Source organism: Bordetella saccharivorans (genome assembly GCF_045862855.1).
GTDB classification, from domain to species: domain Bacteria; phylum Pseudomonadota; class Gammaproteobacteria; order Burkholderiales; family Burkholderiaceae_B; genus Bordetella_A; species Bordetella_A petrii_F.
Window position 1 is genome coordinate 3,316,837 of sequence record NZ_BAAFZO010000001.1, and the last position, 23,727, is coordinate 3,340,563.

Genomic DNA, 23,727 nt, shown 5'->3' on the forward strand with positions numbered 1-23,727 from the left:
ATGAGCGTGTTACCACCGTACGTGGGCCTGCCGCGCAGTGTCAAACGCGGCTGTAGAAAAATGTAAGCGCGCGCGCGTCGTCGCCCCCGGCTGCGGGCGCGGCGCTATTGGCGGCAAGCGGAGTTACAGTTCCGTAAAGTTTTGAGTCGCTTTGACGGGGCGGCGTAACAGGGGCTCAGGCGGCTGCGATGCGGTTTGCCAGGTGCTCCAGCGCCGCCTCCACCTGGTCTACCAGGATCAGGCACAAGTCGCCTGCCGCCAGCCGCGCCAGCGCGCTGTCGATGGCGCGGAACTCGCCATGGATTTCCTCGATGTGGCGAGCGCGCCGCGCCTGCGCCAGGCCCTGGCGCAGCAGGGCCAGCACCTCGCCGTCGGCGCGCCCGCGCTGGCATTGGTCCTGGTACAGCAGTACGTCGTCGAAGGCGTCGCCCAGGATCTCCGTCTGGCGCCGCAGGTCTTCGTCGCGCCTGTCGCCGGCGCCGCTGATCACCACGCTGCGGCGCGTCGCGGGCAGGGCGTCGACGGCCTGCACCAGCGCCGCGATGGCATCCGGGTTGTGGCCATAATCGGCGATGACCGTGGCGCCGCGATAATCGAACACGTTGAAACGGCCCGGCGCGGTCCGGGCATCGCTGGCGAATCCCGCCAGGCCGCGGCGGATGACGTCCCAATCCAGTCCCAGCGACCAGGCGGCCGCGATGGCGGCCATGGCGTTGTCCACCTGGAACGCGATCGCGCCGCCGCGGGTCAACGGGATGTCGGCCAGCGCAAGGGCCACTTCGGCCGCGCCTTGCGCGGCGATGATGGCCGGGCCGTCGCGGTAGACCACGCGATTTCCCTGCGCGCGGTGAGTGGCCACCAGCGGGTGCGCGGCATCGCCCGAAAAGAGCGCCACCTTGCCCGGGCACGCCGCCGCCATGGCGGCCACCAGCGGGTCGGTCGCGTTGAGCACCGCGGTGCCGGCGGCATGCACATACTGCACGATCACCCGCTTGACCACGGCCAGGTCTTCGATGGTGCTGATGTAGCCCAGCCCCAGGTGGTCGCCCATGCCGAGATTGGTCACGATGGCCACGTCGCAGCGGTCGAACGCCAGGCCTTCGCGCAGGATGCCGCCGCGCGCGGTTTCGAACACCGCCGCGTCGACGCCGGGATGCGCGAGGACGCGGCGCGCGCTGCGCGGCCCGCTGCAGTCGCCGGTGTCAATGCGCCGCGCCCCGATGTAGACGCCGTCGGAATTGGTCATGCCGACCCGCCGGCCGGCGCAGGCCAGCAAATGGGCAGTCAGGCGCACCGTGGTGGTCTTGCCGTTGGTGCCGGCCACCGCCACGACCGGGATGCGGCCCTCGTCGCCATCGGCGAACATGCTGGCGATGATCGCCTCGCCCACCGCGCGGCCCTTGCCGAACGACGGGCTCAGGTGCATGCGCAGGCCAGGCGCGGCATTGACCTCCACCACGCCGCCGTGCTGCTCTTCGAGCGGCAGGTGCACGGTCTCGGCCACCACGTCGACTCCGCAGATGTCCAGGCCGACCATGCGCGCGGCCGTCACTGCCCGCGCGGCCAGGTCAGGGTGGACTGCGTCGGTCACGTCGGTGGCCGAGCCGCCGGTGCTGAGGTTGGCATTGTGGCGCAGCGCCACCAGCGCGCCGGCGGGCGGCACCGAGTCGGCGTGATAACCCTGCGTGGCCAGGGTGGCCAGCGCAATGTCGTCGAAGCGGATCTTGGTCAGCGAGGTGGCGTGGCCGTCGCCGCGCAGCGGGTCGGCATTGACCTGTTCGACCAGTTGCCGGATCGAATGGCGGCCGTCCCCGGTGACTTGCGGCGGATCGCGGCGAGCCGCGGCGACGAGCTGGTCGCCGACCACCAGCAGGCGGAAATCGTGGCCGGGAATGTAGCGCTCGACAATCACGTCGGCGCTGATCCGGGCGGCCGCTTCGTACGCCGCCAGCACCTGCTCGCGCGTGCGGATATTGACCGCCACGCCGCGTCCCTGGCTGCCGTCGCGCGGCTTGATCACCACCGGCCCGCCCAGCTCGCGCGCGGCCTCCCAGGCCGCCTGCGCATCGCGCACCGGGCGGCCCTGCGGCACGGGCACGCCGGCCGCCTCCAGCAGCATCTTGGTCAGGTCCTTGTCCTGGGCGATGGATTCGCCGATGGCGCTGGTGGCGTCGGTCTCGGCGGCCTGGATGCGGCGCTGCCGGCTGCCCCAGCCGAATTGCACCATGCTGCCCCGGGTCAGGCGGCGATAGGGGATGTTGCGCGCCAGCGCCGCATTGACGATGGAGGCGGTGCTGGGTCCCAGGCGCAGGTCTTCGTCCAGTCCGCGCAGCTGCGCCAGCGCGTCCACGACGTCGAACGGGGCATCCGCCAGCGTTGCCTCGAGCAATAGCGTGGCCAGTTCAACCGCGCGGCGGCCTACTTCTTCCTCGCTGTATTCCACCACGACCTGGAACACGCCCGGCTCGACGGTGGCGGCCGTGCGGCCGAAGGCGACCGGGCAGCCGGCGTGGGCCTGCAAGCCCAGCGCCACCGCCTGCAGCACGTGGGCGATCGACAGCGCGCCCTGATGGCCCTCCGGGCGCAGGCGGCCGATCTGCGGGAAGCGCGCGCGCAGCCGCGCCTCGAAATCGGGCAGGTGTTCGTCGACGGCGCATTCCGCGTCGCTGCATGTAATGATGGCTTCGATGGCGGTGTTGCGGCTCCACAGGTTGGGGCCGCGCAAGGCTCGGATACGGGAGACGTCCATGGGGCGGATTCCTTTTTGCGCCACGCCGGCGGCGGCGCGGCATGACGCTTGGTTATTGTTGGATCCAGCGGCGCACGCGGTCGATGGTCGGGCCGGAATAGGCCTCGTCGGACTGCAGCAACAGGAAGTCGCCGGGCCGCAGGCGCTCGAACATGATGTCGATGGCGCGGCCATGGTCGGGTTCCTCGTGCACTTCAGCCACGCGCGCGCCTTGCGCCAGGCCCTGGCGCAGCAGCGCCCGCGCCTGGCCCGCGGGGCGGCGGCTCGGCACCGTGGCGTCGTCATACAGCACCACCTGGTCGAACGCGGCGCCGAGCAACCGGCCCTGCTCGACCAGGTCGGCGTCGCGGCGGTCCGCGCCGGCGGCATAGACGGCGCACCGCCGGCCGGCCTCGAAATGCGCGGCCGCCGCCAGCAGGGCGCGCAGCGCGGGCACGTTGTGCGCGTCGTCCACCACCACGGTGGCGCCGCCGCGCTCGAATACCGTGAACTGCCAGGGGGCATCGGCCTGGTCCACGTCGAAGGCCTCGATGCCGGCGCGCATCAAGGCTGCGGGCAAGCCCAGCGCCCAGGCCGCGGCGACCGCGGCCAGAACATTCTCGACCTGGAAGCCGACGCGCCCGCGGTGCGTGAGCGGCACGGCGGCGACATCGGCCAGCGCCGTCTCGCGGCTGCCGTCCGCCAGCACGATGCGGCCGTCGCGCACGAACACGGCGCGCCTGCCCTCGGCAAGCTGCGCGTCGATGGCGGGCAGGGCGGGATCGATGCCGAAATAAAGCACCTCGCCATCGCACAGCCGGGCCATGTCCGCCACGCGCGGGTCGCGCGCATTGAGCACGGCCGCGCCGCCGGGCAACACCACGTCCACTTGCGTGCGCAGCACGTTGGCCAGGCGTTCGGCATCGTCGATGTCGAAGTCGCCCAGGTGATCGCCTTCATCGAGGTTGGTGATCACGCCGACCTGGCAGCGGTCGTAGGCCAGGCCCTGGCCCAGGATGACGCCGCTGTCGTTCTCGATGACGGCGGCTTCGACGGTGCGGTTCATCAGCAGGCGCCGGCCGTTGGCCCAGTCGGCGCGGTCGCCGCCCTGCACCAGGCGGTTGCCCACGTACAACCCTTCGCTGCAGGCCAGCCCCGTGCAGCGGCCCGACAGGCCCAGCAGGTGCGCCACCAGGCGCGCCACCACCGTCTTGCCGTTGGTACCGGCGACGCCCACGATGGGAATGCGGCCATCTTCGCCGGCGGGGAACAAGTGGTCGACGATGGCGCGGCCCACCGGGCGCGGCGTGCCGTCAGCGGGCTTGAGATGCATGAGCAGGCCGGGGCCGGCATTGACCTCGACAATGGCGCCGCGCTGCGCTTCCAGGGGCTGCGCGATGTCTTCGGCCACCAGGTCCACGCCGGCCACGTCCAGCCCCACGACCTGCGCGGCCAGCACCACGGCGGCGGCGGTGTCCGGATGCACGCGGTCGGTGACATCGAAGGCGACATTGCCGCTGCGCTGGATCAGCACGCGCCGGCCGGCCGCCGGCACGGCGTCGGGCGCCAGCGACTGGCGCGCCAGCTCGAGCCGGGCGGCCGAGTCCAGCCGCACGATGTTCAAGGGATGATTCTCGGTGCGGCCGCGGCGCGGGTCGGAATTGATCTGCAGTTCGATCAGTTCGGCCACGCTGGCGCGGCCGTCGCCCACGATCCAGGCCGGCTCGCCGGCGGCCGCGGCGACCAGGCGGTCGCCCACTACCAGCAGCCGGTGCTCATTGCCGGGAATGAAACGCTCGACCAGCACGCCGCTGCCCTCGTCGACGGCGATGGCGTAGGCCGACTGCACGTCGGCCTGGCTGGCCAGGTTGATGAACACGCCGCGCCCATGGTTGCCATCGCACGGCTTGACCACGACCGGCAGGCCGATGTCCAGCGCCGCTTCCCAGGCGGCCTCGGCGCTGTCGACGCGGCGCCCTTCGGGCACCGGTATGCCGCAGTCGGCCAGCAGCGCCTTGGTCAGGTCCTTGTCGCGCGAGATGCCTTCGGCGATGGCGCTGGTGCGGTCAGTCTCGGCCGTCCAGATGCGCCGCTGGCGCGCGCCGTAGCCGAACTGCACCAGGTTGCCCTCGAACAGCCGGATGCAGGGAATGTCCCGGTCGTCGGCCGCATCCACGATGCAGGCGGTGCTGGGGCCCAGGCAATGCGTATCGGCCAGGTCGCGCAGCCGCGCGACGGTGCGCGCCACATCGTAGGGACGGTCTTCCATGGCGGCCAGCACCAGTTCGCGCGCGGCCGCCAGCGCCGCGCGCGTGACCTGTTCCTGCCAGGCCCGCACCACCACCTTGTACACGCCGCGCCGCGACGTTTCGCGCGCCTTGCCGAAGCCGCCCGGCAAGCCGGCCAGCGTCTGCAGTTCCAGGGTCACGTGCTCCAGGATGTGGCCGGGCCAGGTGCCTTCGCGCAGGCGCTGCAGGAAACCGCCGCGCACGCCGGGGCTGCAGCGGTGCTCGATCAGGCCGGGCAGCCAGGACGACAGGCGTTCATAGAAGCCCGCGATGGTGTTCGACGGGCTGTCTTCCAGGTCGCCGATGTCGATCCAGGCTTCCAGCACCGGGCGGTAGGTCCAAATGTTCGGGCCGCGCAAAGCCACGACATCGAGAAATTCAATGTCTTTGTTTTTCATGGAGTAGGGGGTAGGGGCGCGTCGGCGGACAGGAAGCCCCGCATGAGGTGCGGCGGGGATGTCGGTGCAGGATGGGCCGATGCGAGAGGGCGGTCGATTCCTAGGTGGAAATTGGCAAAACCGGTGCTACTATACGCCGCCTTTTTGCGCCGATAAACTCGCGCTGTTGTAAGGAAGGGACACGTTCGGCCAGGCCGATTCCCGGCCCGGCCGGACAGCCATCCATGAACAGAAAACAGCTTCTGCCCGGCTTGCCCGGGCAAGCCGGCGCCGCCGGACACGACGCGATGCAGTCCCGCCTCGCGCCCGGCGAAGCCATTCTGGCCTGGATCGAGACCGACCTGGACGCGCGCCTGGCATTCCGGCCCGGCCTGGTAGTGCTGACCGACCGGCGCCTGCTGGCCCGCGACCCGGCCGACGGCCAATGGCATACCTGGCGGCGCACCCCGGCGCTGCGCCTGGCGTTGTACGACCACGCCGGCGCCGCCGCGCTCGAACTGCACGATGGCGGAGCGCGCCTGGCAGTCTGGCGCTTTACGCTGGCCCATCATGCGGCTGCGCTGCGCCTGCAGGCGCGTTTCGAGGAAACCCGGGGCGATCCGTCCGGCGCGCCCGCGGCGGGGCCTGCCGCGGGCGCTTGTCCGTCCTGCGGCGCGCCGCAGGCGGCCGGGCAGTCCGGGTGCGCGGCCTGCGCACCCGCTCCGGCTGCCCCGCCTTCGACCTGGGCGCTGCTGCGCCTGTGGCGTTTCGCCCGTCCCTATCGCGGGCCGTTGCTGGCCGGTTTCGTGCTGACCTTGCTGGCGACGGCGGCCACGCTGGTGCCGCCGTACCTGACCATGCCGTTGATGGACGATGTGCTGATTCCGTTCCAGAACGGCGCGCCCATCGACTACGGGCTGGTGCGCCTGTACCTGGGCGGCCTGCTGGCTGCCGCCGCGCTGGCCTGGGGGCTGGGCTGGGCCCGCACCTATATCCTGGCGTGGGTCAGCGAGCGCATCGGCGCCGACCTGCGCACCACCACGTACGAACACCTGCAGCAATTGTCGCTGCAGTACTTCGGCGGCAAGCGCACCGGCGACCTGATGTCGCGCATCGGCAGCGAGACCGACCGCATCTGCATATTCTTGTCGCTGCACCTGCTCGACTTCGCCAACGACGTGCTGATGATCGCCATGACCGCGGCGATCCTGTTTGCCATCAACCCATGGCTGGCTCTCGTGACGCTGGCGCCGCTGCCTCTCATCGTGTGGATGATCCACGCGGTGCGCGACCGCCTGCGCCACGGGTTCGAAAAGGTCGACCGCATCTGGGCCGAGCTCACCAACGTGCTGGCCGACACCATCCCGGGCATCCGCGTGGTCAAGGCTTTCGCGCAGGAAAAGCGCGAAGTGCAGCGCTTTCGCGCCGCCAACAACCGCAACCTGGAAATCAACGACCGCGTCAACAGCCTGTGGTCGCTGTTTTCGCCCACCGTGACGCTGCTGACCGAAATCGGCCTGCTGGTAGTGTGGGTGTTCGGCATCTGGCAGGTCGCCAACAAGCAGATCACGGTGGGCGTGCTGGCGGCGTTCCTGGCCTATATCGGCCGTTTCTACACCCGGCTGGACTCGATGAGCCGCATCGTCTCGGTGACGCAGAAGGCGGCCGCCGGCGCCAAGCGCATCTTCGATATCCTCGATCACGTGTCCAGCGTGCCGGAAGCCGCCCGGCCGATGTCGCTGGGCCGCGTGACCGGCCGCATCGAGTTGCGCGAGGTGGCGTTCCGCTACGGCAACCGCTCGGTCATCCACGGACTGGACCTGTCCATCGCGCCGGGCGAGATGATCGGCCTGGTGGGCCACAGCGGGTCCGGCAAGAGCACGCTGATCAACCTGATCTGCCGCTTCTACGACGTTTCGGAAGGCGCCATCCTGGTCGACGGCGTGGACATCCGCGCGCTGCGCATCGCCGACTACCGCCGCAACATCGGCCTGGTGCTGCAGGAGCCGTTCCTGTTCTTCGGCACCATCGCCGACAACATCGCTTATGGCCGTCCGCAGGCCACGCGCGCGGAGATCGTCGCCGCGGCCCGGGCCGCGCATGCCCACGAGTTCATCCTGCGCCTGCCGCATGGCTACGACTCGCTGGTGGGCGAGCGGGGGCAGGCCCTGTCCGGCGGCGAGCGGCAGCGCATCTCGATCGCCCGGGCCTTGCTGATCGACCCGCGCATCCTGATTCTGGACGAGGCGACTTCTTCGGTCGATACGGCCACCGAGAAGGAAATCCAGAAGGCTCTCGACAATCTGGTGCGCGGCCGCACCACGATCGCCATCGCGCACCGCCTGAGCACGCTGCGCCGCGCTGATCGCCTGGTCGTGCTCGACCACGGCCGTGTCGTGGAGCAGGGCGGGCACGAGGCGCTGATGGCGCGCCAGGGGGCCTATTACCGCCTTTACCAGGCGCAAGCGCGCCCCGATGCCGAGTTGCGCGATGACGGCGACGATGACATTGCCGGCGCGGACTGGCCCGCGAGCACGCCATGAACCTGCCTGCCTACGACTTGCGCCGCAATGCCGAAGGCCGGCTGGTCTTCGTGGCGGCCGACGGCCTGGCGCACGAAGGCGTGCTGGCGGTGCGCGCTTTTCCCATCAGCGATCCCGAGCGCGGCATTTCGATCATCGGCGCGGCCGGCCAGGAGCTGGCCTGGATCGAAGACCTGGCCATGCTGCCGACGCCGCTGCGCCAGGCGCTCGACGATGCGCTGGCCGAGCGTGAATTCATGCCTGAGATCCTCCGCATCGACGCGGTATCCGGCTTTGCCACGCCCTGCGAATGGCGGGTCGACACGGATCGCGGGCCGACGGCCTTCACGCTCAAGGGGGAAGAAGACATCCGCCGGCTGGCGGGGCAGACGCTGTTGATCGCCGACAGCCATGGCATCCATTACCTGGTGCGCGATGCGGCCGCGCTCGACCGGCACAGCCGGCGGCTGCTCGATCGCTTCCTGTAGCGCTACGCGCGCCGGAACGGCGTGTGCGCCTCCAGTTCGCCCAGGTAGCCGTCCACCATCTGCGTCTCGCGGCCCAGGAAGTCCTCGATCGCGGCGGCAAAGCGCGCATCGGCGATCCAGTGCGCCGACCAGGTCGGCGCCGGCAGCAGGCCGCGCGCCATCTTGTGCTCGCCCTGCGCGCCGCCCTCGAAGCGCGCCAGCCCATGGCGGATGCAATAGTCGATGGATTGCAGGTAGCAGGTCTCGAAATGCAGCCCGGCCACGAATTCCAGCGCGCCCCAGTAGCGGCCATACAGCGTGTCGCCGCCTTGCACGTTCAGCGCGGCCGCGATGGGCTCGTCATCGCGCTCGGCCACGATCAGCACCAGGGCGTCCGGCTGTGCCGCATGGACGCGGCGGAAGAATTCGGCGCTCAGATAGGGAGGGTTGCCATGCGCAAAATACGTGCGCCGGTAGCAGCGATAGAAGAATTCCAGCGCGCCGGCGTCGATCTGGGCGCCGCGCAGCCAGCGGTGGCGGATGCCGGCCGCCTGTACCTTCTTGCGGTCCTGGCGGATCTTCTTGCGCTTGTCGTGGTTCAACGCCGCCAGGAAGGCGTCCAGGTCGGCGTAGCCGGCATTGCTCCAGTGGAATTGCACGCCCTCGCGCACCAGGTAGCCGGCCTCGCGCAGGGCCGCCAGGTCGCGCGCGTGGGGGAACAGGATATGCAGCGACGAAACCTTCAGCCCCTGCGCCAATTCGATCAGCCCGCGCGCCAGCGCCAGGCGCTCGGACGGCCCCGCCGCCAGCAGGCGCGGCCCGCCCACCGGGGTGAACGGCACCGCCGCCAGCAGCTTGGGGTAGTAGCGCAGGCCGTGGCGTTCGAAGGCGTCGGCCCAGGCGTAGTCAAAGACATACTCGCCGCGCGAATGCGATTTCAGGTACAGCGGCACGGCGCCGGCCAGTTGTTCGCCATGCCGCAACAGCAGGTAGTGCGGCGCCCAGCCGGTATCGGGCACGGCGCAGCCCGTGTCGTGCAGGGCCGACAGGAATTCGTGGCGCACGAACGGCTGCGCGCCCGCCAGGGCGTTCCATTGCCGCGCGTCCACCTGGGATAGGGATGTCGTGATTGCCAGCCGGGTAGGAGAGTCCATGGCGCAATGATAAAGTCCAGGGCCTGGCGCGCCGAAAGCAGCCGCGTCCTGAATGATCCCCGCTGTTTGATTGCATGAACATTTCCGTATCCGCCGCCGTCCCCTCCGGAGTGCGCCGCCAGGCGCTGGCCGCGCTGGCCGCCTGCGCCTGGCCCGACAAGCTGGCCGCGGTGCGGGCCATCGACGACGCGGCGCCGCTGGAAGCGCACGCCACGCTGGCCGAGCCGGCCGGGCTGCCCGGCCGGCCCGCGGCCCCGGCGCTGGTGCCGCCCGCGCAGGTCAAGCAGCGCTCCGTGCAGTCCGCCGAAGGGCGCGCAGCCTTGCTGCACGCGCTGGCGCACATCGAATTCAACGCCGTCAACCTGGCCCTGGACGCGGTCTGGCGCTATGCCGGCATGCCCGACGCCTTCTACCGCGACTGGTTGCGCGTGGCCCGCGAAGAGGCCTATCACTTCGAACTGCTGAATACCCACCTGGGCGGCCTGGGCCACGCCTATGGCGACTTCCCGGCGCACAACGGCTTGTGGGAAATGGCCGAGAAGACCCGCGGCGACCTGCTGGCCCGCCTGGCGCTGGTGCCGCGCACGCTGGAGGCGCGCGGCCTGGACGCCTCGCCGCTGATCCGCGACAAGCTGGCGGCGGCGGGGGACGCGCGGGGCGCGGCCATCCTCGACATCATCTTGCGCGACGAGATCGGCCATGTGGCGATCGGCAACCGCTGGTATCGCCACTTGTGCGCCGAGCGCGGGCTCGACCCGCTGGCGTGCTATGGCGAACTGGCTGCAAGCTATGGCGCGCCGCGCCTGCGCGGCCCGTTCAACCTGGCGGCGCGCCGCCAGGCCGGATTCGACGAGGCGGAGCTGGACGCGCTGCAGCGGCCGTAGCGGTATTGCCCGACGCAGTTACAGCGCGATACCAGGGCAAGGCCGGCCCGCGGCCGCCGGGCCGCGCCTGACGATAGAATCGACGCCATGATGACTCCACGCTTCTTGCCCCTGCTGGGCCTGGCCGTACTGGCCGGCGCCGCCCATGCCGCGCCGGCCGCCGATGCGGCCAGCCCCGCCGATGCCGCCGCCTTCGCCAGCTGCCTCGCCCAATTGCGCGGCCCCGCCGCCCAGCAGGGCGTGTCGGCCGCCACGTACGACACCCATACCCGGGGGCTGGCGCCCGATATGAGCGTCATCGCCTCGCTGGACGCCCAGCCCGAATTCAAGACGCCCATCTGGGACTACATGGCCGGCCTGGTCGACGACGAGCGCATCGCCGACGGCCGCGAGGCGCTGGCCCAGTGGCAGCTGCAGTTGCAGCGGGCGCAGTCGCAGTTCGGCGTAGACCCGGCCACGGTCGTGGCGGTGTGGGGCGTGGAAAGCAATTTCGGCAAGCGCCTGGGCGGCCGGCCGCTGCTGACTTCGCTGTCGACGCTGTCGTGCTTCGGACGGCGGCAGGCATATTTCCGCGGCGAATTCTTCGCCACCCTCAAGATCATCCAGCAGGAACATGTCCGCCCCGAGCGCCTGAACGGTTCATGGGCGGGCGCCTTCGGCCAGACCCAGTTCATGCCGTCGACCTATCTGCGCCTGGCGGTCGATTTCGACGGCGACGGCCGCCGCGACCTGGTCGACAGCGTGCCGGACGCGCTCGGTTCGACGGCCAATTTCCTGCAGCGCGCCGGCTGGAAGCCGGGGCTGCCGTGGGGCTTCGAGGTCGTCCTGCCCGCCGGGCTGGACACTGCCTCGGCGGGGCGCCGCAACAAGCGCGCCATGTCGGCCTGGGCGGCGCAGGGCATCAAGCGTGTCGATGGCCAGCCCCTGCCGGCGGGCGACACGCCGGCTGGACTGCTGCTGCCGGCCGGGCCCGACGGCCCGGCCTTCCTGGTCACGCGCAATTTCGACGCGCTGTACTCATACAACGCGGCCGAAAGTTATGCGCTGGCCATCGCGCACTTGTCGGACCGGCTGCGCGGCGCCGGCCCGTTCGTGCGCGCCTGGCCCACCGACGACCCGGGCCTGTCGCGGGCCGAACGGCGCGAACTGCAGTCGCTGCTGATCGCGCGCGGCTTCGACATTGGCGAGCCGGACGGCCTGATCGGGGCGCGCACTCGCCAGGCGCTGCAGACGGTCCAGCGCCAGGCAGGGCTGCCGGCCGACGGCCGCGCCGGGCAGAAGGCGCTGCAATGGCTGCGCCAGAATGCCCCCGACCGGCCCGCCGCCGGGCTCAATGCGCCGCCGGCGGATTGAACACGTAGGCATCCATCGACAGCACGCCATGGCTGATGCCGCCGTCCATCACTTCTACGTCGGCATCGGGCGCCGCCGCGCCGGCGGCGATCAGCAGCGGCAGGTAGTGCTCGGCCGTGGGATGGGCGCGCCGGGCCTGCGGGGCGGCTTCCAGGTAGCCGACCAGGGCGGCGCGGTCGTGGCGGCGCACGGCCTGTCGCGCCCAGTCCGTGAAGGCCCGCACATAAGGCTCGTCCGCGCCGTCGCGCTGGCGGAATTCATACAGGTTGTGCGTGAGGCTGCCCGAGCCGACGACCAGCACGCCTTCGCCCGACAGCGGCGCCAGCGCCTGTCCCAGGGCCCACGCCGACGCGGGCTGCAACGTGGCCGGCAGCGACAGCTGGACCACCGGCACGTCGTGCTGCGGGTACATATGCAGGAGCGGCACCCAGGCGCCGTGATCCAGCCCGCGCTCCGCATCCAGCTCGACCCGCTGGCCCGATTCGCCCAACAAGGCGGCCACGCGCGCCGCCAGGGCCGGGTCGCCGGGGGCGGGATACCGCAGGGCATAGAATTCGGCGGGAAAGCCGCCAAAATCGTGGATAGTCGCGGGGTGGGGGCTGGCGGTCGCCGCCAGCCCGCGGGTCATCCAGTGCGGGGATACGATCAACACGCCACGGGGCCTGGCCAGGCGCTGGCCGAGCGCGGCCAGCAAGGGGCCCGCCCGTCCGGGCTGCAGCGCGAACGTCGGGGCGCCGTGGGATACGAAAAGCGTCGGTTGGGCATGCATGGCGGGAAATCTCCGATAAGCTAGGCCGGGTAGTCCAGCAAACTGTAATTGCATCCCACGGCGGGATAAATAGCCCATTTGTGGATATATTGTTCCAGGATGGTGGTTAATATGGACCGATTCGAAGAGATGCGCGTATTCACCGCCGTGGTCGAAGCGGGCAGCTTCGTCAAGGCCGCCGAGACCTTGCGCATGTCCAAGGCCGGCGTGTCGCGCCATCTGACCGAATTGGAGACGCGTCTTGGCGCCCGCCTCATCCAGCGCACCACCCGGCGCCAATCGCTGACCGAGGAAGGTCAGCTGTTCTACGAACGTTGCAAAGTCCTGCTGGCGGAGGTCGAGGACGCCGAGACCGAAGTCAACAGCCGCAGCGGCGAAGTCGGCGGCCTGCTGCGCGTCAACGCGCCGCTGACCTTCGGCGTGCGGCACCTGGCGCCGCTGTGGGGCGTGTTCAAGGCCCAGCATCCCAAGCTGATGCTGGACATCACCCTGGCCGATCGGGTGGTCGACCTGGTCGATGAAGGCTACGACATGGCGGTGCGCATTTCGCAATTGGCCGACTCCACGCTGGTCAGCCGGCGCCTGGCCTCCACGCGCATGGTGCTGTGCGCCAGCCCGGACTACCTGCGCCGCCACGGCGCGCCGGCGCACCCGCGCGAACTCGCCGCGCACGGCACCATTGCCTACAGCTACTGGGCCGGCCGCGACGAATGGCGCTTCCTCGGGCCGGAGGGCGAGGTCAATGTGCGCATCCAGCCGCTGATGCGCGCCAATAACGGCGATACCTGCCTGGCCGCTGCCCTGGCGCACCTGGGCGTTGTCCTGCAACCCACCTTCCTGGTCGGCGAAGCGTTGCGCGCCGGCGAGCTGGTCGAGCTGATGCCGCAATACCGCTGCGCCGAACTGGGCATCTACGGGGTCTACCCGACCCGGCGGCACGTGCCGCCGCGCGTGCGCGCGCTGCTCGAGTTCCTGGCGGCGCATTTCGCGCAGCCGCCCTGGCCGGAATGAACCCGCCGGCGCACCGGTTCCGGGCGGCGCCGCGCCCGCCCCGCTTGTCTACGGCGAACTTCAAAGGAGCACACACGATGTCCCGCTTTCTGCCCCGTACTGCCCGTTCCGGCATGCTGGCGCTGCTGTGCGCGTCATCCATGGGCCTGGCGCACGCGGCCCCCGTGGCCGAGGTGCATGCCGCCGCCCAGGCGCAGCGCCAGCCAATGCTCGACACCATGCGCGACCTGGTGGGGATTGAATCCGGCAGCAAGGACCTGGAAGGCCTGAAGCAGCTCGCCGGCCTGGTGGCCGGGCGCCTGAAGGCGCTGGGCGGCAAGGTCGAGGTCATCGCGCCCGCTGACATCACGCGGCTGTCCGATACGCCGGAACAAGTGGGCGCCATGGTGCACGCCGAGTTCCAGGGCAGCGGCGCCAGGAAGATCATGCTGATCGCCCACATGGACACGGTCTACCAGCGCGGCATGCTGCAGGACCAGCCCTTCCGCGTGGAAGGCGGGCGCGCCTACGGGCTGGGCATCGCCGACGACAAGCAGGGGGTGGCGGCCATCATCCATACCGTGGCGCTGCTGCGCGAACTCGGGTTCAAGGAATACGGCACCCTGACCGTGCTGATCAATGGCGACGAGGAAATCAGCTCGCCCGGTTCGCGCAACACCATCACCCGCCTGGCCGCCGAGCAGGATGCCGTGTTCTCGTTCGAGGGCGGCGGCAAAGACGGCAATCTCAGGCTGGCCACCAGCGGCATCGGCGCGGCTTACCTGACCGTCACGGGCAAGACCTCGCACGCCGGCGCACGCCCCGAGGGCGGCGTGAATGCGTTGTATGAGCTGGCGCACCAGGTGTTGCAGATGAAAGACCTGTCGCAGCCGGACCAGGGCTTGAAGCTGAACTGGACGCTGGCCCAGGCGGGCACGGTGCGCAATGTGATTCCCGGCCAGGCCACCGCCCAGGCCGATGCCCGTTCGCTGCGCGTAGCGGATTTCGACGCGCTGGAGGCGGCGATGCGCGAGCGCATCCAGCACAAGCTGCTGCCGGAATCGAAAGTCGACCTGCGCTTCGAAGTGCGGCGCCCGCCGCTCGAGGCCACCGCAGCCTCGCGCCGCGTGGCCGGCCACGGCGTGGCCATCTATGAAGAGCTCGGCCTGCCCATGAAGGTGCTGGACAAGGCCACCGGCGGCGGCACCGACGCCGCCTTCGCCGGCGTGCGGGCGCGCGGCGCGGTGGTGGAAGGCATGGGGTTGAGCGGTTTCGGCGCGCATTCCAACGATGCCGAATACGTGCAGATCGAGACCATCGTGCCGCGCCTGTACCTGGCCGCCCGCATGATCATGGATATCTCGCGCGGCAAGCTCGACGCCCGGTAAGCATCATGGCGCGGCGGGCGCCGCCGGTTTCGGCCGGCGCGCCGGCCGCAGGGCGATGAACGGCAGGTCCTGCATCACTTGCCGCGCCATGCGCACTACTGCATGCAGGCCGTCCGCCTCGGGCGCGCGCGCATAGGCCGCGCAGATTTCCAGCGGGCGGAACGGCACGCGCTGCCCATAGCGGATCACCGAGCCGCGCGCCAGCTCGTCGGCCAGCACGCAGGCGGGCAGGGCGCTTATCCCCACGCCGGCGCAGACCAGTTTGGCGATGATCGCCACGCTGTTGCAGGTATTGAAGGCGGGCGCGGGCGTCTGGCCGGTGTTGCACCATTCGGCCACCAGTTCGTACAGCGGGGAGGGCGGCGGCACGCTCAGCAGATTCAGGCCCTGCAGGTCGGCGGGCTTGAGCGTGGATGACGCCAGCGGCCGCGCGGCGCTGCCCAGCCAGGCGACCTCGGCCGCGGCCAGCGGCTCGAGGCGCATGTGGCGGCTTACGCCCGGATCGGCCAGGAAGGCGATGTCCAGCTGGTTGGCATTGAGCTTGTCGCACAGCACGAAGCTGTTGGCGACCGTGATCTCCACTTGCACGCGCGGATAACGGGCTTCGAGCCGGCGCACGATTTCCGGCAGGCAGATCATGGCGACCATCTCGGACGAGCCCATGCGCAGCGAACCCTGCAGCGGATCGCCGGTGCGCAGGCGCGCCTCCAACTCATCGAACAGGCCCAGGGCCTGCCCCGCGTACCGTACTGCCACTTCGCCTTCGGCCGTCAGCACCGCGCGCCGGCCTGCGCGCTGGAACAGGCGCGCGCCGACCGCGTCTTCCAGTTCGCGCACCCGCAGCGAGACGGTGGGCTGTGTCACGTGCAACTGCGCCGCGGCGGCGTGGAACGAACCATGCCGGGCGATGGCCAGCAAGGCCTCGATCTGCGCCAGGGAAAACCGTTTCATCAGAAAAACCTATCGAAATGGCGGTTGAATCCTAATTAGATATTGTTTTTTCTTATTGATAGCATGGAATAACTGTAGCTTCCTCACTTACCCGCGCCTGCCATGAACAAAGCCCGCCTGTTGCGCCAATTGATCGATGCGCCCGAAATCCTGCCCCTGCCTGCCGTGTTCGACGGCTTCAGCGCTCGCATGGTCGAGTACAGCGGCTTCGGCGCCGCGTTCATCACCGGCAGCGGCGTCAGCGAATCGCGCCTGGGCCAGCCCGACGTGGGCTTGATGGGCCTGGAAGAAAACGTGGCCGCCGCCCGCGCGATCGCCGCCTGCTCGGACCTGGTGCTGCTGGCCGACGGCGATACCGGGTATGGCAACGCGGTCAATGTGCATCACACAGTGCGCGCCTTCGAGCAGGCCGGCGTGGCCGGGCTGATGCTCGAAGACCAGGTATGGCCCAAGCGCTGCGGCCACATGCGCGGCAAGGAAGTGATTCCCATGGAGGAAATGGTCGAAAAGATCCACGCTGCCTGCGAGGCCCGGCGCGACCCGGATTTCGTCATCAAGTCGCGCACCGATACATTGGCCACCGACGGCGTGGGCGCGGTCATCGAGCGCCTGAACGCCTATGCCGAGGCCGGCGCCGACCTGCTGTTCGCCGATGCGCTGATGACCCGCGAGCAGATCGACACCGTCGTGCGCAATGTGTCCAAGCCGCTGTGCGTGAACATGGGCTTCGGCATACGCCAGCGTTCCACCACGCCGCTGTTGTCCGCTGCGCAGCTGCAGGCGCTCGGCGTGGCGGTGGTGATCTTTCCACGCATGCTCAGCGCCTGCGCGCTGATGGGCATGCAACAGGGGCTGGCCCTGCTGCGCGAATCGCTGGATACGGGCGCGGTGGTCGACCGCCCGGACCTGCTGGTTTCGTTCGAAACCCTGAACAGCATCATGGGCATGGCGCAGATCCAGCAACTGGAAGAACGCTTCCTGACGCCGGCGCAGAAATTCGCCAAGTATCGCGGCGGCGCGGCCGGCCCCGTCGCGGAGGCCGGGCGTGGCTGAGTGCGGCGCCGTGCCCGCCCAGGCCGGCTTGCCGGCCGGCGCGATCGATTGCCACGCCCATGTCATGCGCGTCGACGCGCCGCTGGTGCGCCAGCGGCATTCCGCCCCGGCGCGCGACGTGACCGTCGAAGAATACCTGGCGGTGCTGGACGCGCATGGCGTGCGCCGCGGCGTACTGACCGCGCCGAGCTTCTACGGCACCGACAACGGGCTGCTGCTGGAGGCGCTCGGCCATGCGCCGGACCGGCTGCGCGGCACCGCCATCGTCGATCCCGGCATCGGCGACGCCGAACTGGACGCCCTGCGCGCGCAGGGCGTGGTAGGCGCGCGCTTGAACTGGGTGCGCCGCGCGACCCTGCCCGACCCGGCCGGCGCCGCCTATCGCGCGCTATACGCGCGGCTGCGCGAGCGCGACATGCATATCGAGCTCTACGTCGAAAGCGCGCACCAGGAGCACATCCTGCCCCCCATCCTGGACAGCGGCGTGCGCCTGGTGCTGGATCATCTCGGCAGCCCCGATCCCGTACAAGGCCCGCACGGCGCGGCGTTCGCGCGGGTGCTCGCCGCGTTGCAGACCGGGCGCGTGTGGGTCAAGCTGTCGGCGCCGTACCGCCTGGCCGGGGCCGACGCGGCGCCGTACGCCCGGGCGCTGCTGCGCGCCGGCGGCCCGCGGCGGCTGGTGTGGGCCACGGACTGGCCATGGGTGGGCTTCGAAAACGCCGTGACCTACCGGCAATGTATCGACTGGCTGTTCCAGTGGGTGCCGGACGACGCGCAGCGCCAGGCCATCCTGGTGGACACGCCGCGCGAACTATTTCACTTCCCAGGGGCATAGACCCCGCGAGCGAGCAGGGCACAAGGAGACACATCCATGAAAACCATGACAAGCATTGCGCTGGCCGCCATGTCGTGCGCGCTGGCCGTGTCGGCCTGGGCGGCCGGGCCCATCCGGCTGATCGTCCCTGCCGCGCCGGGCGGCGGCACGGACGGCTTTTTCCGTGTCCTGGCCAAGGACGCCGAACCCCATTTGAAGACCTCGGTGGTGGTGGTCAACGTCGGCGGCGCCGGCGGCAGCATCGGCGTATCGCAGATGGTGCGCGCCGAGCCGGACGGCAACACCGTGGCGGGCGTGTGGATGGGGCCGGTGACGGTCGCCCCGCATACCGTGCCGGTCAACTACGGCCCGCATGACTACATTCCCGTGCTGCAACTGACCAGCGCGCCATATGTGCTGTGCACCCGCGCCGAATTTCCAGCCGACGACGGCGCGGCTTTCGTCGATACCCTGCGCAGGCATCCCGACCAGTACACCTTCGGCACCGACGGCGCCGGCGGGCCGGCGCAGCTGGCCACCGTGCGCGTGTTCCGGCCGCTCGGCATCCGCCAGCGCGACATCCCGTACAAGGGCGCCGGCGAGACGCTGCTGGCGCTGCTGGGCAGGCAGATCGACATCTACGTGGGGTCGATCCCGCCCATCATGCCCTATGTGAAGAACGGCCAGGCCAAATGCCTGATGGTGACCTCCGCCGCCAAGGTGCCGGACCTGCCGCGCGCCATCAGCCTGGACGAATTGCAGCTGGGGCAGGAGGAAACCCTGTTGTGGCGCGGCCTGCTGGCGCCCAAGGGCACGCCGCCGGAACGCATCGCGTATCTGGAAAAGGCTTTCGAGGCGGCAGCCCAGGCGCCGGGCACGCGAGAGTTCGTGGCCAGCGCGGGCGAGCAGATCGTCATCCTCAAGGGCGAAGCGCTGCGCCAACGGATCGATCGCGAATACCAGGCCCTGGGCGAACTGGTGCGGAGCCTGCACCTGGGGCGTCCGGGCCCCTAGAGCCTGTTCACCCTGAAAGGAGCCGCCAGCTCAGCGGTGGAAACCGTAGGCGCGCATGACCTGGCTGACCTTCGGCCCCTTCAGGTAGAACAGGAACGAACGCGCAGCGAGGTTTTCCCGGCCGTTTTCGAGCAGGACCGCATCCTGGCGGATCGGGTCGTACAGCGTCGTCGGCACGATCCAGGCCGAACCGCCCACGAAGCGGCTGTCCCGGTAAATGTGCGACAAGGTCACGAAGCCCAGGTCGCTGTGGCGGCCTGACAAGAAGCGTTCCGTGTCCGAGAACGTGCGGCGTTCGACCAGCTTGCCCGAGACCGCGCCGCGCAGGCCGAGGCGATCCAGCACCTGCATGGCGGGACGGCCATAGGGCACCAGGCTCGGGCTGGTAATGGACAGGCTCTGGAACCGGTTGCGCTTGAGCACGTCGCCCTGCGGGTCGACATAGCCTTCCTGGGGCGACCACAGCACCAGCACGCGCGTGGCATAGGTATAGCGCGTGCCCGGCACGGCCTGGCGCTCGGCCTCCAGGCGCGCCGGCAGCACCTCGTTGCCGGCCACGAGGACATCGTACTCGGCCCCCTGCCTGATCTGCGCATAGAGCTGGCTGGTAGGGGCCGTGGAAAGCACCACCGTGTTGCCGGTCTTCTGCTGGAAGTCTTCGGCAATGGCGCGAATGGGGGCGGCCACGTTCGACGCCACCGCGACCTGCACCTGCCCGGCCTGCGCCGGCAGGCCCGCCATACAGGCAAGCAGGGCTGCGGCCAGCAAGCGGATGCGCGCAGTCATTGGGTTCGGAGCTGCCGGGCAGCTTGGTTTCCTGTCCATATCAGGCGTGTGATTTGATCACATTCGACGCGCCGCGCCCACCCTCGGCCAGGCCCGCGCGCAGGGAATCCGCGAGATTAGGGGCAATGAACCCCCGAGATACACGAAATAAAAAGTCGCAATATGAAGTTACATACTGGGGTGGCCACGCCGGCCTTTCCAGGAGAATGCAATGAACGACCGTTACGACCAACAGCCCTTGAAGTGGCCGAGCGACTTCCCGGCCAAGCATTGAGGCCGCGCGGCCGGCCTGCGGGCCGGCCGGGTCAGGCGCAACTGGCGGCTGCCGCGGCGCTGCCGCCTATCTGCCGGTCGCGGCCGGCCAGCATCCCGCATAGCGCCAGCAGGGCGCACAGCGCGGCGCACAACAGCAGCGGGGCCGTCCAGGCGCCGGAGGCATCGTGCAGCATGCCCAGCAGCGCGGGGCCAGCCGCCGCCAGCAAATAGCCAATGCACTGCGCCATGCCCGACAAGGCTGCCGCCTGCCGCGCGTGGTGGACCCGCAGGCTGACGAACGACAATCCCAGAATGATGGCCGCGCCGGTGCCGACGCCGAACAGCACGCTCCAGGCGCTCGCCCAGGCGGGCAACAGCAGCAGGCCGGCGGCCGCGGCCAGCGAGGCCAGCGCGGCCATGGCCGCCGCCAGCGACTGGTCGCGCAGCCGCCGCAGCAAGGGCACCAGCAGTATCCCCGGCGCCGCCGTGGCCAACTGCATCAGGCCATGCAGCGAGCCCGCTTCGCGGGCCGAGTAGCCGGCGTCTTGCAGCAGGGCCGGCAGCCAGGCCACCGCGCCGTAATAGACGAACGAATTCAGTCCCAGGTACAGCGTCACCTGCCATGCCAGCGGCGAACGCCACAGCCCGGCGCCTGCGCCATGCGGCGCCGGGCGTGCCTGCGGCACGGCGGCCGGCCGTCGCGCCAGTTGCGGCAGCCAGGCGAGCATGGCCAGCACCGGTAGCAGCCCGAAGGCGGCAGTTGCATGGCGCCAGCCCCATCCGGGCAACTGCGCCAAGGGGACCGTCACCGCAGATCCCAGCGCCGCCGCCAGGCCCATGGCCAGCACATAGGCGGCCGTCACACCGGCAATCTGGCCGGGAAAATCGCGCTTGAGCAGGCTCGGCAGCAGCACGTTGCCAATCGCGATGCCGGCGCCGAGCACCGTCGTGCCCAGGTACAGGGACCAGGCCGGCCCGGCCATGCGCACCGCGATGCCCAACAGCACGGCGAGCAGGGCCCCCAACAGCGTCCGCTCCAGGCCCCACGCCTGGCCGAGCCGCGCGGCGAACGGCGAGACGGCCGCGAAGGCCAGCAGCGGCAAGGTGGTCAACATGCCCGCGGCGGCCGTGCCCAGGCGCAGGTCGGCGGCAATCAGGTCCAGCGCCGGCGCCACGGCGGTGATCGGAGCGCGCAGGCAGGCGGCAACGGCCAGAATCCCCAGGATAGAGACAGCCGAAGCGGTGTACGTATTCGAAAAGCGAGACATCAGGCAATGCATCCAGATAGTGCAAGGCCCTCATCTTAAAAATGGCGTTGCCTTGTTGAATCTGGATAGAATGACAAGAAGTTTCTAAAAACAGCCAAGCCATGGCACACGTCGCCGTACCTGTCTGCTTCGACCCGGATCGCCTGCCCCAGCCGGCCATTGCCCTGCAGCTCGATGTGCGGGCCCACGATGAAGAGGCCCCCATCCATACGCATCGCAAGGGCCAACTGGTGATCGCGCTGCGCGGCGGGGTTACCAGCGAGGTGCCCGGCGGCCTGTGGATGGTGCCGCCGCATTGTGGCGTCTGGATACCCGGCGGCGTGCCGCACAGCAACCGCATCACGCCCAACGGCCGTGTCTGCTTCCTGCTCGTCGAGCCCAGCGCCGCCGCGCTGCCGCAGGCCTGCTGCACGCTGTCGCTTACGCCGCTGGTGCGCGAACTCATCCTGCACCTGGCGCAGCAGCCGCACGAGTACGCCGCGGGCGGCGCCACCGCCCGGCTGGTCGCCGTGCTGCTGGAGCAATTGGCCCAGATGCCCACGGAACGACTGTACCTGCCGATCTCGACCGATCCCCGGCTGCGCAGGATCGCCGGCGCCCTGACGCAGGATCCGGGCGACCGGCGCACGCTGGCAGAATGGGGCGCGCGGGTGGCAATGAGCGAACGCTCGCTGGCGCGCATGGTGCTGCGCGAGACCGGCATGACCTTCGGCCGCTGGCGCCAGCAACTGCAACTGATCGCCGCCCTGCAGCGCTTGTCGTCGGGCGTCTCGGTGCAGCGCACCGCCGACGACCTGGGCTACGAATCGGTCAGCGCCTTCATCACCATGTTCAAGAAAGCACTGGGCAAGTCGCCGGCGCGGTATTTTGCCGACCGGCGCGACGGGCCATGACGGCTGCCTGATGTCAGGCCACCGGGCCGTCGGGAATGGGCCGGGTGCTCAGCGATACCGCCACCGTAGCGCGTTCGCCCGGCGCGAGGGTCAGCGCATCGTCCAGCGCCCGCGCGGTTTCGACGCACAGCATGCCCCGCCAGGCATCGTCCGCCAGGTCGTCCAGGCGGCTGGCCTTGGCGGGGCCGGGATTCCACACCACGGTTGAACGCGACGCGCTGGATGCGACGCGGATGCTCCTTCGCCAGCCCGGGTCCCGCACCACGAGCGGCGCATCGGTTTCCAGGTACAGGCGATCCGTTTCGCCGTCGAGCCGCACCGGCCCGAGCTGGCGGCGGCGCACCCAATCCTGCGCCATATCCAGGTAGTCGCGGCCGTGCAGGCCATCGACCGCGACCTGCCGGCTGTCCGATACCGCCAGGTAGGTGTGCAGCGCCAAGGCGGTGGTGCAGGACTGCGTGCCCCTGTTTTGCACGCACAGCGCCAGGCTCAGCTCCCGGTCGCAGCGGATGCGCAATGTCAGCCGCGCATCATGCCGCCACCCTGGCGCGCAGCCGGGCGGGGCATCGAAGCCGAGTTCGAGTTCCGCCGCATCGGCTTCGACGCGTTGCGCGATGAGCTGCCAGTCGGCCTGGCGCACCCATCCATGCGAGGGCGCGTCGGCGGGCGCGCCGGCGCCGGCGCTGTCGCGTACCGCCCGGGGATTGCGGGCGAAAGTCGCAAACCAGGGCCAGCAGACCGGCACGCCGCCGCGCACCGGCCGTCCCGGGACAAAGTGCGCGCGCTCCGACAGCCAGACCAGCGGCGGTTCGCCGGCCGGCGCATAGCTGAGCAATTGGGCTCCCTGGCGGGCCACCAGCGCGGTGCCGTGCGGCGTGCGCATCCGCCAGCCCTCCAGGTGGCGGATGGCCAGGGGCATGATGCTGGCGGGAGGCATGGCGCTGGCGTCGCGGTGCGCTACAGGATGTACTTGAGGTACTGCTTCAGGCAGGCCTTGGCGTCCCGGATGTTGTGCCGGCGCATTGCCTCGGCACGATCGGCATCTCCTTCGCACATCGCCTTCAGGATCTCGCATTGCTGGCGCACGCCGGCTTCGGCGCGGCCGGGCAGGATGACAATGCGCCGGATGATCACCTGGGTTTTCTCGTTGATGCTGTCCAGCGCCCGCGTGAGCTCCGGATTGTCCGCGGCCTGGATGCATTTGGCGCGGAACGCGCTGACCTCGTCCATGTAGAGCTCGAAATTACCCTGCTTGACGGCTTCGGAGACCGGTCCGGAAAAATATTCGTACAGGTCGCGCCATTCGGCGGGGGCGGTATTCTGCGTTGCCAGCCGCACGCACAGGCCTTCCAGCACTTCGCGGATATCGTAGATGCGAAAGACCTGCTCGGGCCCCAGCCGGGCCACCATTGCGCCGCGATTGGGCGTGCGTTCGATCAGCCCGCGCTGCTCGAGCTCGACGAACGCATCACGCACCCGCGTACGAGGGATGCCGAACTCCGCCGAGAGGTCGTACTCATTCAGCTTCGAACCGGGCGGAAGATCGCCCTTGGCGATGCGCTCGCGCAGGACCAGCGACAAGTCCTGGGCGGCCGAACGACTCCCTTTTCGTGCGGCGGCCGCGCCGCTGCCGGCGGTGGTCCGCTTGCGGGGGGAAGTTGAGGTGGCCATGGCAGATGGGACCGCGAATTGAAGACAGGGGAGTGTATTAATCGGCACCCGCGGGCGTCAAACCACGGTACTGCGCAGGCAATCGCCGCGCCCGCGTCCCGG

The 23,727-nt window shown here is 69.8% G+C and carries 19 protein-coding genes; 10 read left to right on the plus strand and 9 right to left on the minus strand.

Annotation, left to right across the window (positions count from 1 at the left end; translation table 11 throughout):
- Positions 1–175: 175 nt before the first annotated feature.
- Both cphA (ACKTT0_RS15905) and cphA (ACKTT0_RS15910) read right to left on the minus strand, forming a co-directional pair.
- A complete protein-coding gene (gene cphA / locus ACKTT0_RS15905; RefSeq protein ID WP_407850794.1) occupies positions 176–2,749 on the minus strand; it encodes a cyanophycin synthetase in 2,574 nt (857 codons plus the stop codon).
- Between the two features lie 52 nt (positions 2,750–2,801).
- Complete coding sequence (gene cphA, locus ACKTT0_RS15910) at positions 2,802–5,414, minus strand: cyanophycin synthetase (RefSeq protein ID WP_407850795.1); 2,613 nt, start codon at positions 5,412–5,414, stop codon at positions 2,802–2,804.
- Between the two features lie 224 nt (positions 5,415–5,638).
- On the opposite strand from cphA (ACKTT0_RS15910), the gene ACKTT0_RS15915 reads away from it, so the two are divergent.
- Together ACKTT0_RS15915 and ACKTT0_RS15920 are read left to right on the plus strand one after the other, a co-directional pair.
- Positions 5,639–7,936 (plus strand): cyanophycin metabolism-associated ABC transporter, encoded by a 2,298-nt coding sequence (locus ACKTT0_RS15915; RefSeq protein WP_472977670.1) that lies wholly within the window; start codon positions 5,639–5,641, stop codon positions 7,934–7,936.
- Complete coding sequence (locus ACKTT0_RS15920) at positions 7,933–8,403, plus strand: cyanophycin metabolism-associated DUF1854 family protein (RefSeq protein ID WP_407850796.1); 471 nt, start codon at positions 7,933–7,935, stop codon at positions 8,401–8,403. Before ACKTT0_RS15915 ends, ACKTT0_RS15920 begins: the two co-directional genes overlap by 4 nt.
- 2 nt (positions 8,404–8,405) lie before the next feature.
- On the opposite strand, the gene ACKTT0_RS15925 is transcribed toward ACKTT0_RS15920, so the two are convergent.
- Positions 8,406–9,536 carry a GNAT family N-acetyltransferase gene (locus ACKTT0_RS15925; protein WP_407850797.1) on the minus strand — a complete coding sequence of 377 codons (1,131 nt, stop codon included), beginning with the start codon at positions 9,534–9,536 and terminating at the stop codon, positions 8,406–8,408.
- Positions 9,537–9,610: 74 nt separating this feature from the next.
- Between ACKTT0_RS15925 and ACKTT0_RS15930 the strand changes: the two genes are divergently transcribed.
- Complete coding sequence (locus tag ACKTT0_RS15930) at positions 9,611–10,420, plus strand: ferritin-like domain-containing protein (protein WP_407850798.1); 810 nt, start codon at positions 9,611–9,613, stop codon at positions 10,418–10,420.
- An 87-nt stretch (positions 10,421–10,507) separates the two neighbouring features.
- Positions 10,508–11,773: a lytic murein transglycosylase gene (locus tag ACKTT0_RS15935; RefSeq protein ID WP_407850799.1), complete on the plus strand. Its 1,266-nt coding sequence runs from the start codon at positions 10,508–10,510 to the stop codon at positions 11,771–11,773.
- Here the strand turns inward: ACKTT0_RS15935 and ACKTT0_RS15940 are convergent.
- A complete protein-coding gene (locus ACKTT0_RS15940) occupies positions 11,751–12,542 on the minus strand; it encodes a dioxygenase family protein (protein ID WP_407850800.1) in 792 nt (263 codons plus the stop codon). The two genes, ACKTT0_RS15935 and ACKTT0_RS15940, sit on opposite strands and share 23 nt — an antisense overlap.
- Positions 12,543–12,653: 111 nt before the next feature.
- Here ACKTT0_RS15940 and ACKTT0_RS15945 point away from each other — a divergent pair, with 111 nt between their 5' ends.
- Positions 12,654–13,553, plus strand: coding sequence for a LysR family transcriptional regulator (locus tag ACKTT0_RS15945; protein ID WP_407850801.1), 900 nt, complete (start codon positions 12,654–12,656; stop codon positions 13,551–13,553).
- 77 nt (positions 13,554–13,630) lie between these two features.
- On the plus strand, positions 13,631–14,920 hold the full coding sequence (locus ACKTT0_RS15950; protein ID WP_407850802.1) for a M20/M25/M40 family metallo-hydrolase: 1,290 nt from the start codon (positions 13,631–13,633) through the stop codon (positions 14,918–14,920).
- Positions 14,921–14,923: 3 nt separating this feature from the next.
- Here the strand turns inward: ACKTT0_RS15950 and ACKTT0_RS15955 are convergent, their stop codons facing one another.
- Positions 14,924–15,871 (minus strand): LysR family transcriptional regulator, encoded by a 948-nt coding sequence (locus tag ACKTT0_RS15955; RefSeq protein WP_407850803.1) that lies wholly within the window; start codon positions 15,869–15,871, stop codon positions 14,924–14,926.
- A gap of 102 nt (positions 15,872–15,973) precedes the next feature.
- On the opposite strand from ACKTT0_RS15955, the gene ACKTT0_RS15960 reads away from it, so the two are divergent.
- Genes ACKTT0_RS15960 through ACKTT0_RS15970 form a run of 3 tightly spaced genes read left to right on the plus strand, consistent with a single transcriptional unit; the run spans position 15,974 to position 18,752 of the window.
- A complete protein-coding gene (locus ACKTT0_RS15960; protein WP_407850804.1) occupies positions 15,974–16,924 on the plus strand; it encodes an isocitrate lyase/PEP mutase family protein in 951 nt (316 codons plus the stop codon).
- Positions 16,917–17,759: an amidohydrolase family protein gene (locus ACKTT0_RS15965; protein ID WP_407850805.1), complete on the plus strand. Its 843-nt coding sequence runs from the start codon at positions 16,917–16,919 to the stop codon at positions 17,757–17,759. The genes ACKTT0_RS15960 and ACKTT0_RS15965 overlap by 8 nt, the downstream gene beginning before the upstream one ends.
- 36 nt (positions 17,760–17,795) lie before the next feature.
- On the plus strand, positions 17,796–18,752 hold the full coding sequence (locus tag ACKTT0_RS15970; protein WP_407850806.1) for a Bug family tripartite tricarboxylate transporter substrate binding protein: 957 nt from the start codon (positions 17,796–17,798) through the stop codon (positions 18,750–18,752).
- A 30-nt stretch (positions 18,753–18,782) separates the two neighbouring features.
- Here ACKTT0_RS15970 and modA read toward each other — a convergent pair whose 3' ends face one another.
- Positions 18,783–19,538: a molybdate ABC transporter substrate-binding protein gene (gene modA, locus ACKTT0_RS15975; RefSeq protein WP_407850807.1), complete on the minus strand. Its 756-nt coding sequence runs from the start codon at positions 19,536–19,538 to the stop codon at positions 18,783–18,785.
- A 305-nt stretch (positions 19,539–19,843) separates the two neighbouring features.
- Positions 19,844–21,061, minus strand: a complete 1,218-nt coding sequence (locus ACKTT0_RS15980) for an MFS transporter (RefSeq protein WP_407850808.1) — start codon at positions 21,059–21,061, stop codon at positions 19,844–19,846.
- A 101-nt stretch (positions 21,062–21,162) separates the two neighbouring features.
- Here ACKTT0_RS15980 and ACKTT0_RS15985 point away from each other — a divergent pair, with 101 nt between their 5' ends.
- Complete coding sequence (locus tag ACKTT0_RS15985) at positions 21,163–21,954, plus strand: AraC family transcriptional regulator (protein ID WP_407850809.1); 792 nt, start codon at positions 21,163–21,165, stop codon at positions 21,952–21,954.
- A 13-nt stretch (positions 21,955–21,967) separates the two neighbouring features.
- Here ACKTT0_RS15985 and ACKTT0_RS15990 read toward each other — a convergent pair whose 3' ends face one another.
- Both ACKTT0_RS15990 and ACKTT0_RS15995 read right to left on the minus strand, forming a co-directional pair.
- Positions 21,968–22,891: a D-hexose-6-phosphate mutarotase gene (locus ACKTT0_RS15990; protein WP_407850810.1), complete on the minus strand. Its 924-nt coding sequence runs from the start codon at positions 22,889–22,891 to the stop codon at positions 21,968–21,970.
- 20 nt (positions 22,892–22,911) lie between these two features.
- Positions 22,912–23,625, minus strand: a complete 714-nt coding sequence (locus ACKTT0_RS15995; protein ID WP_407850811.1) for a GntR family transcriptional regulator — start codon at positions 23,623–23,625, stop codon at positions 22,912–22,914.
- Between the last annotated feature and the right edge of the window lie 102 nt (positions 23,626–23,727).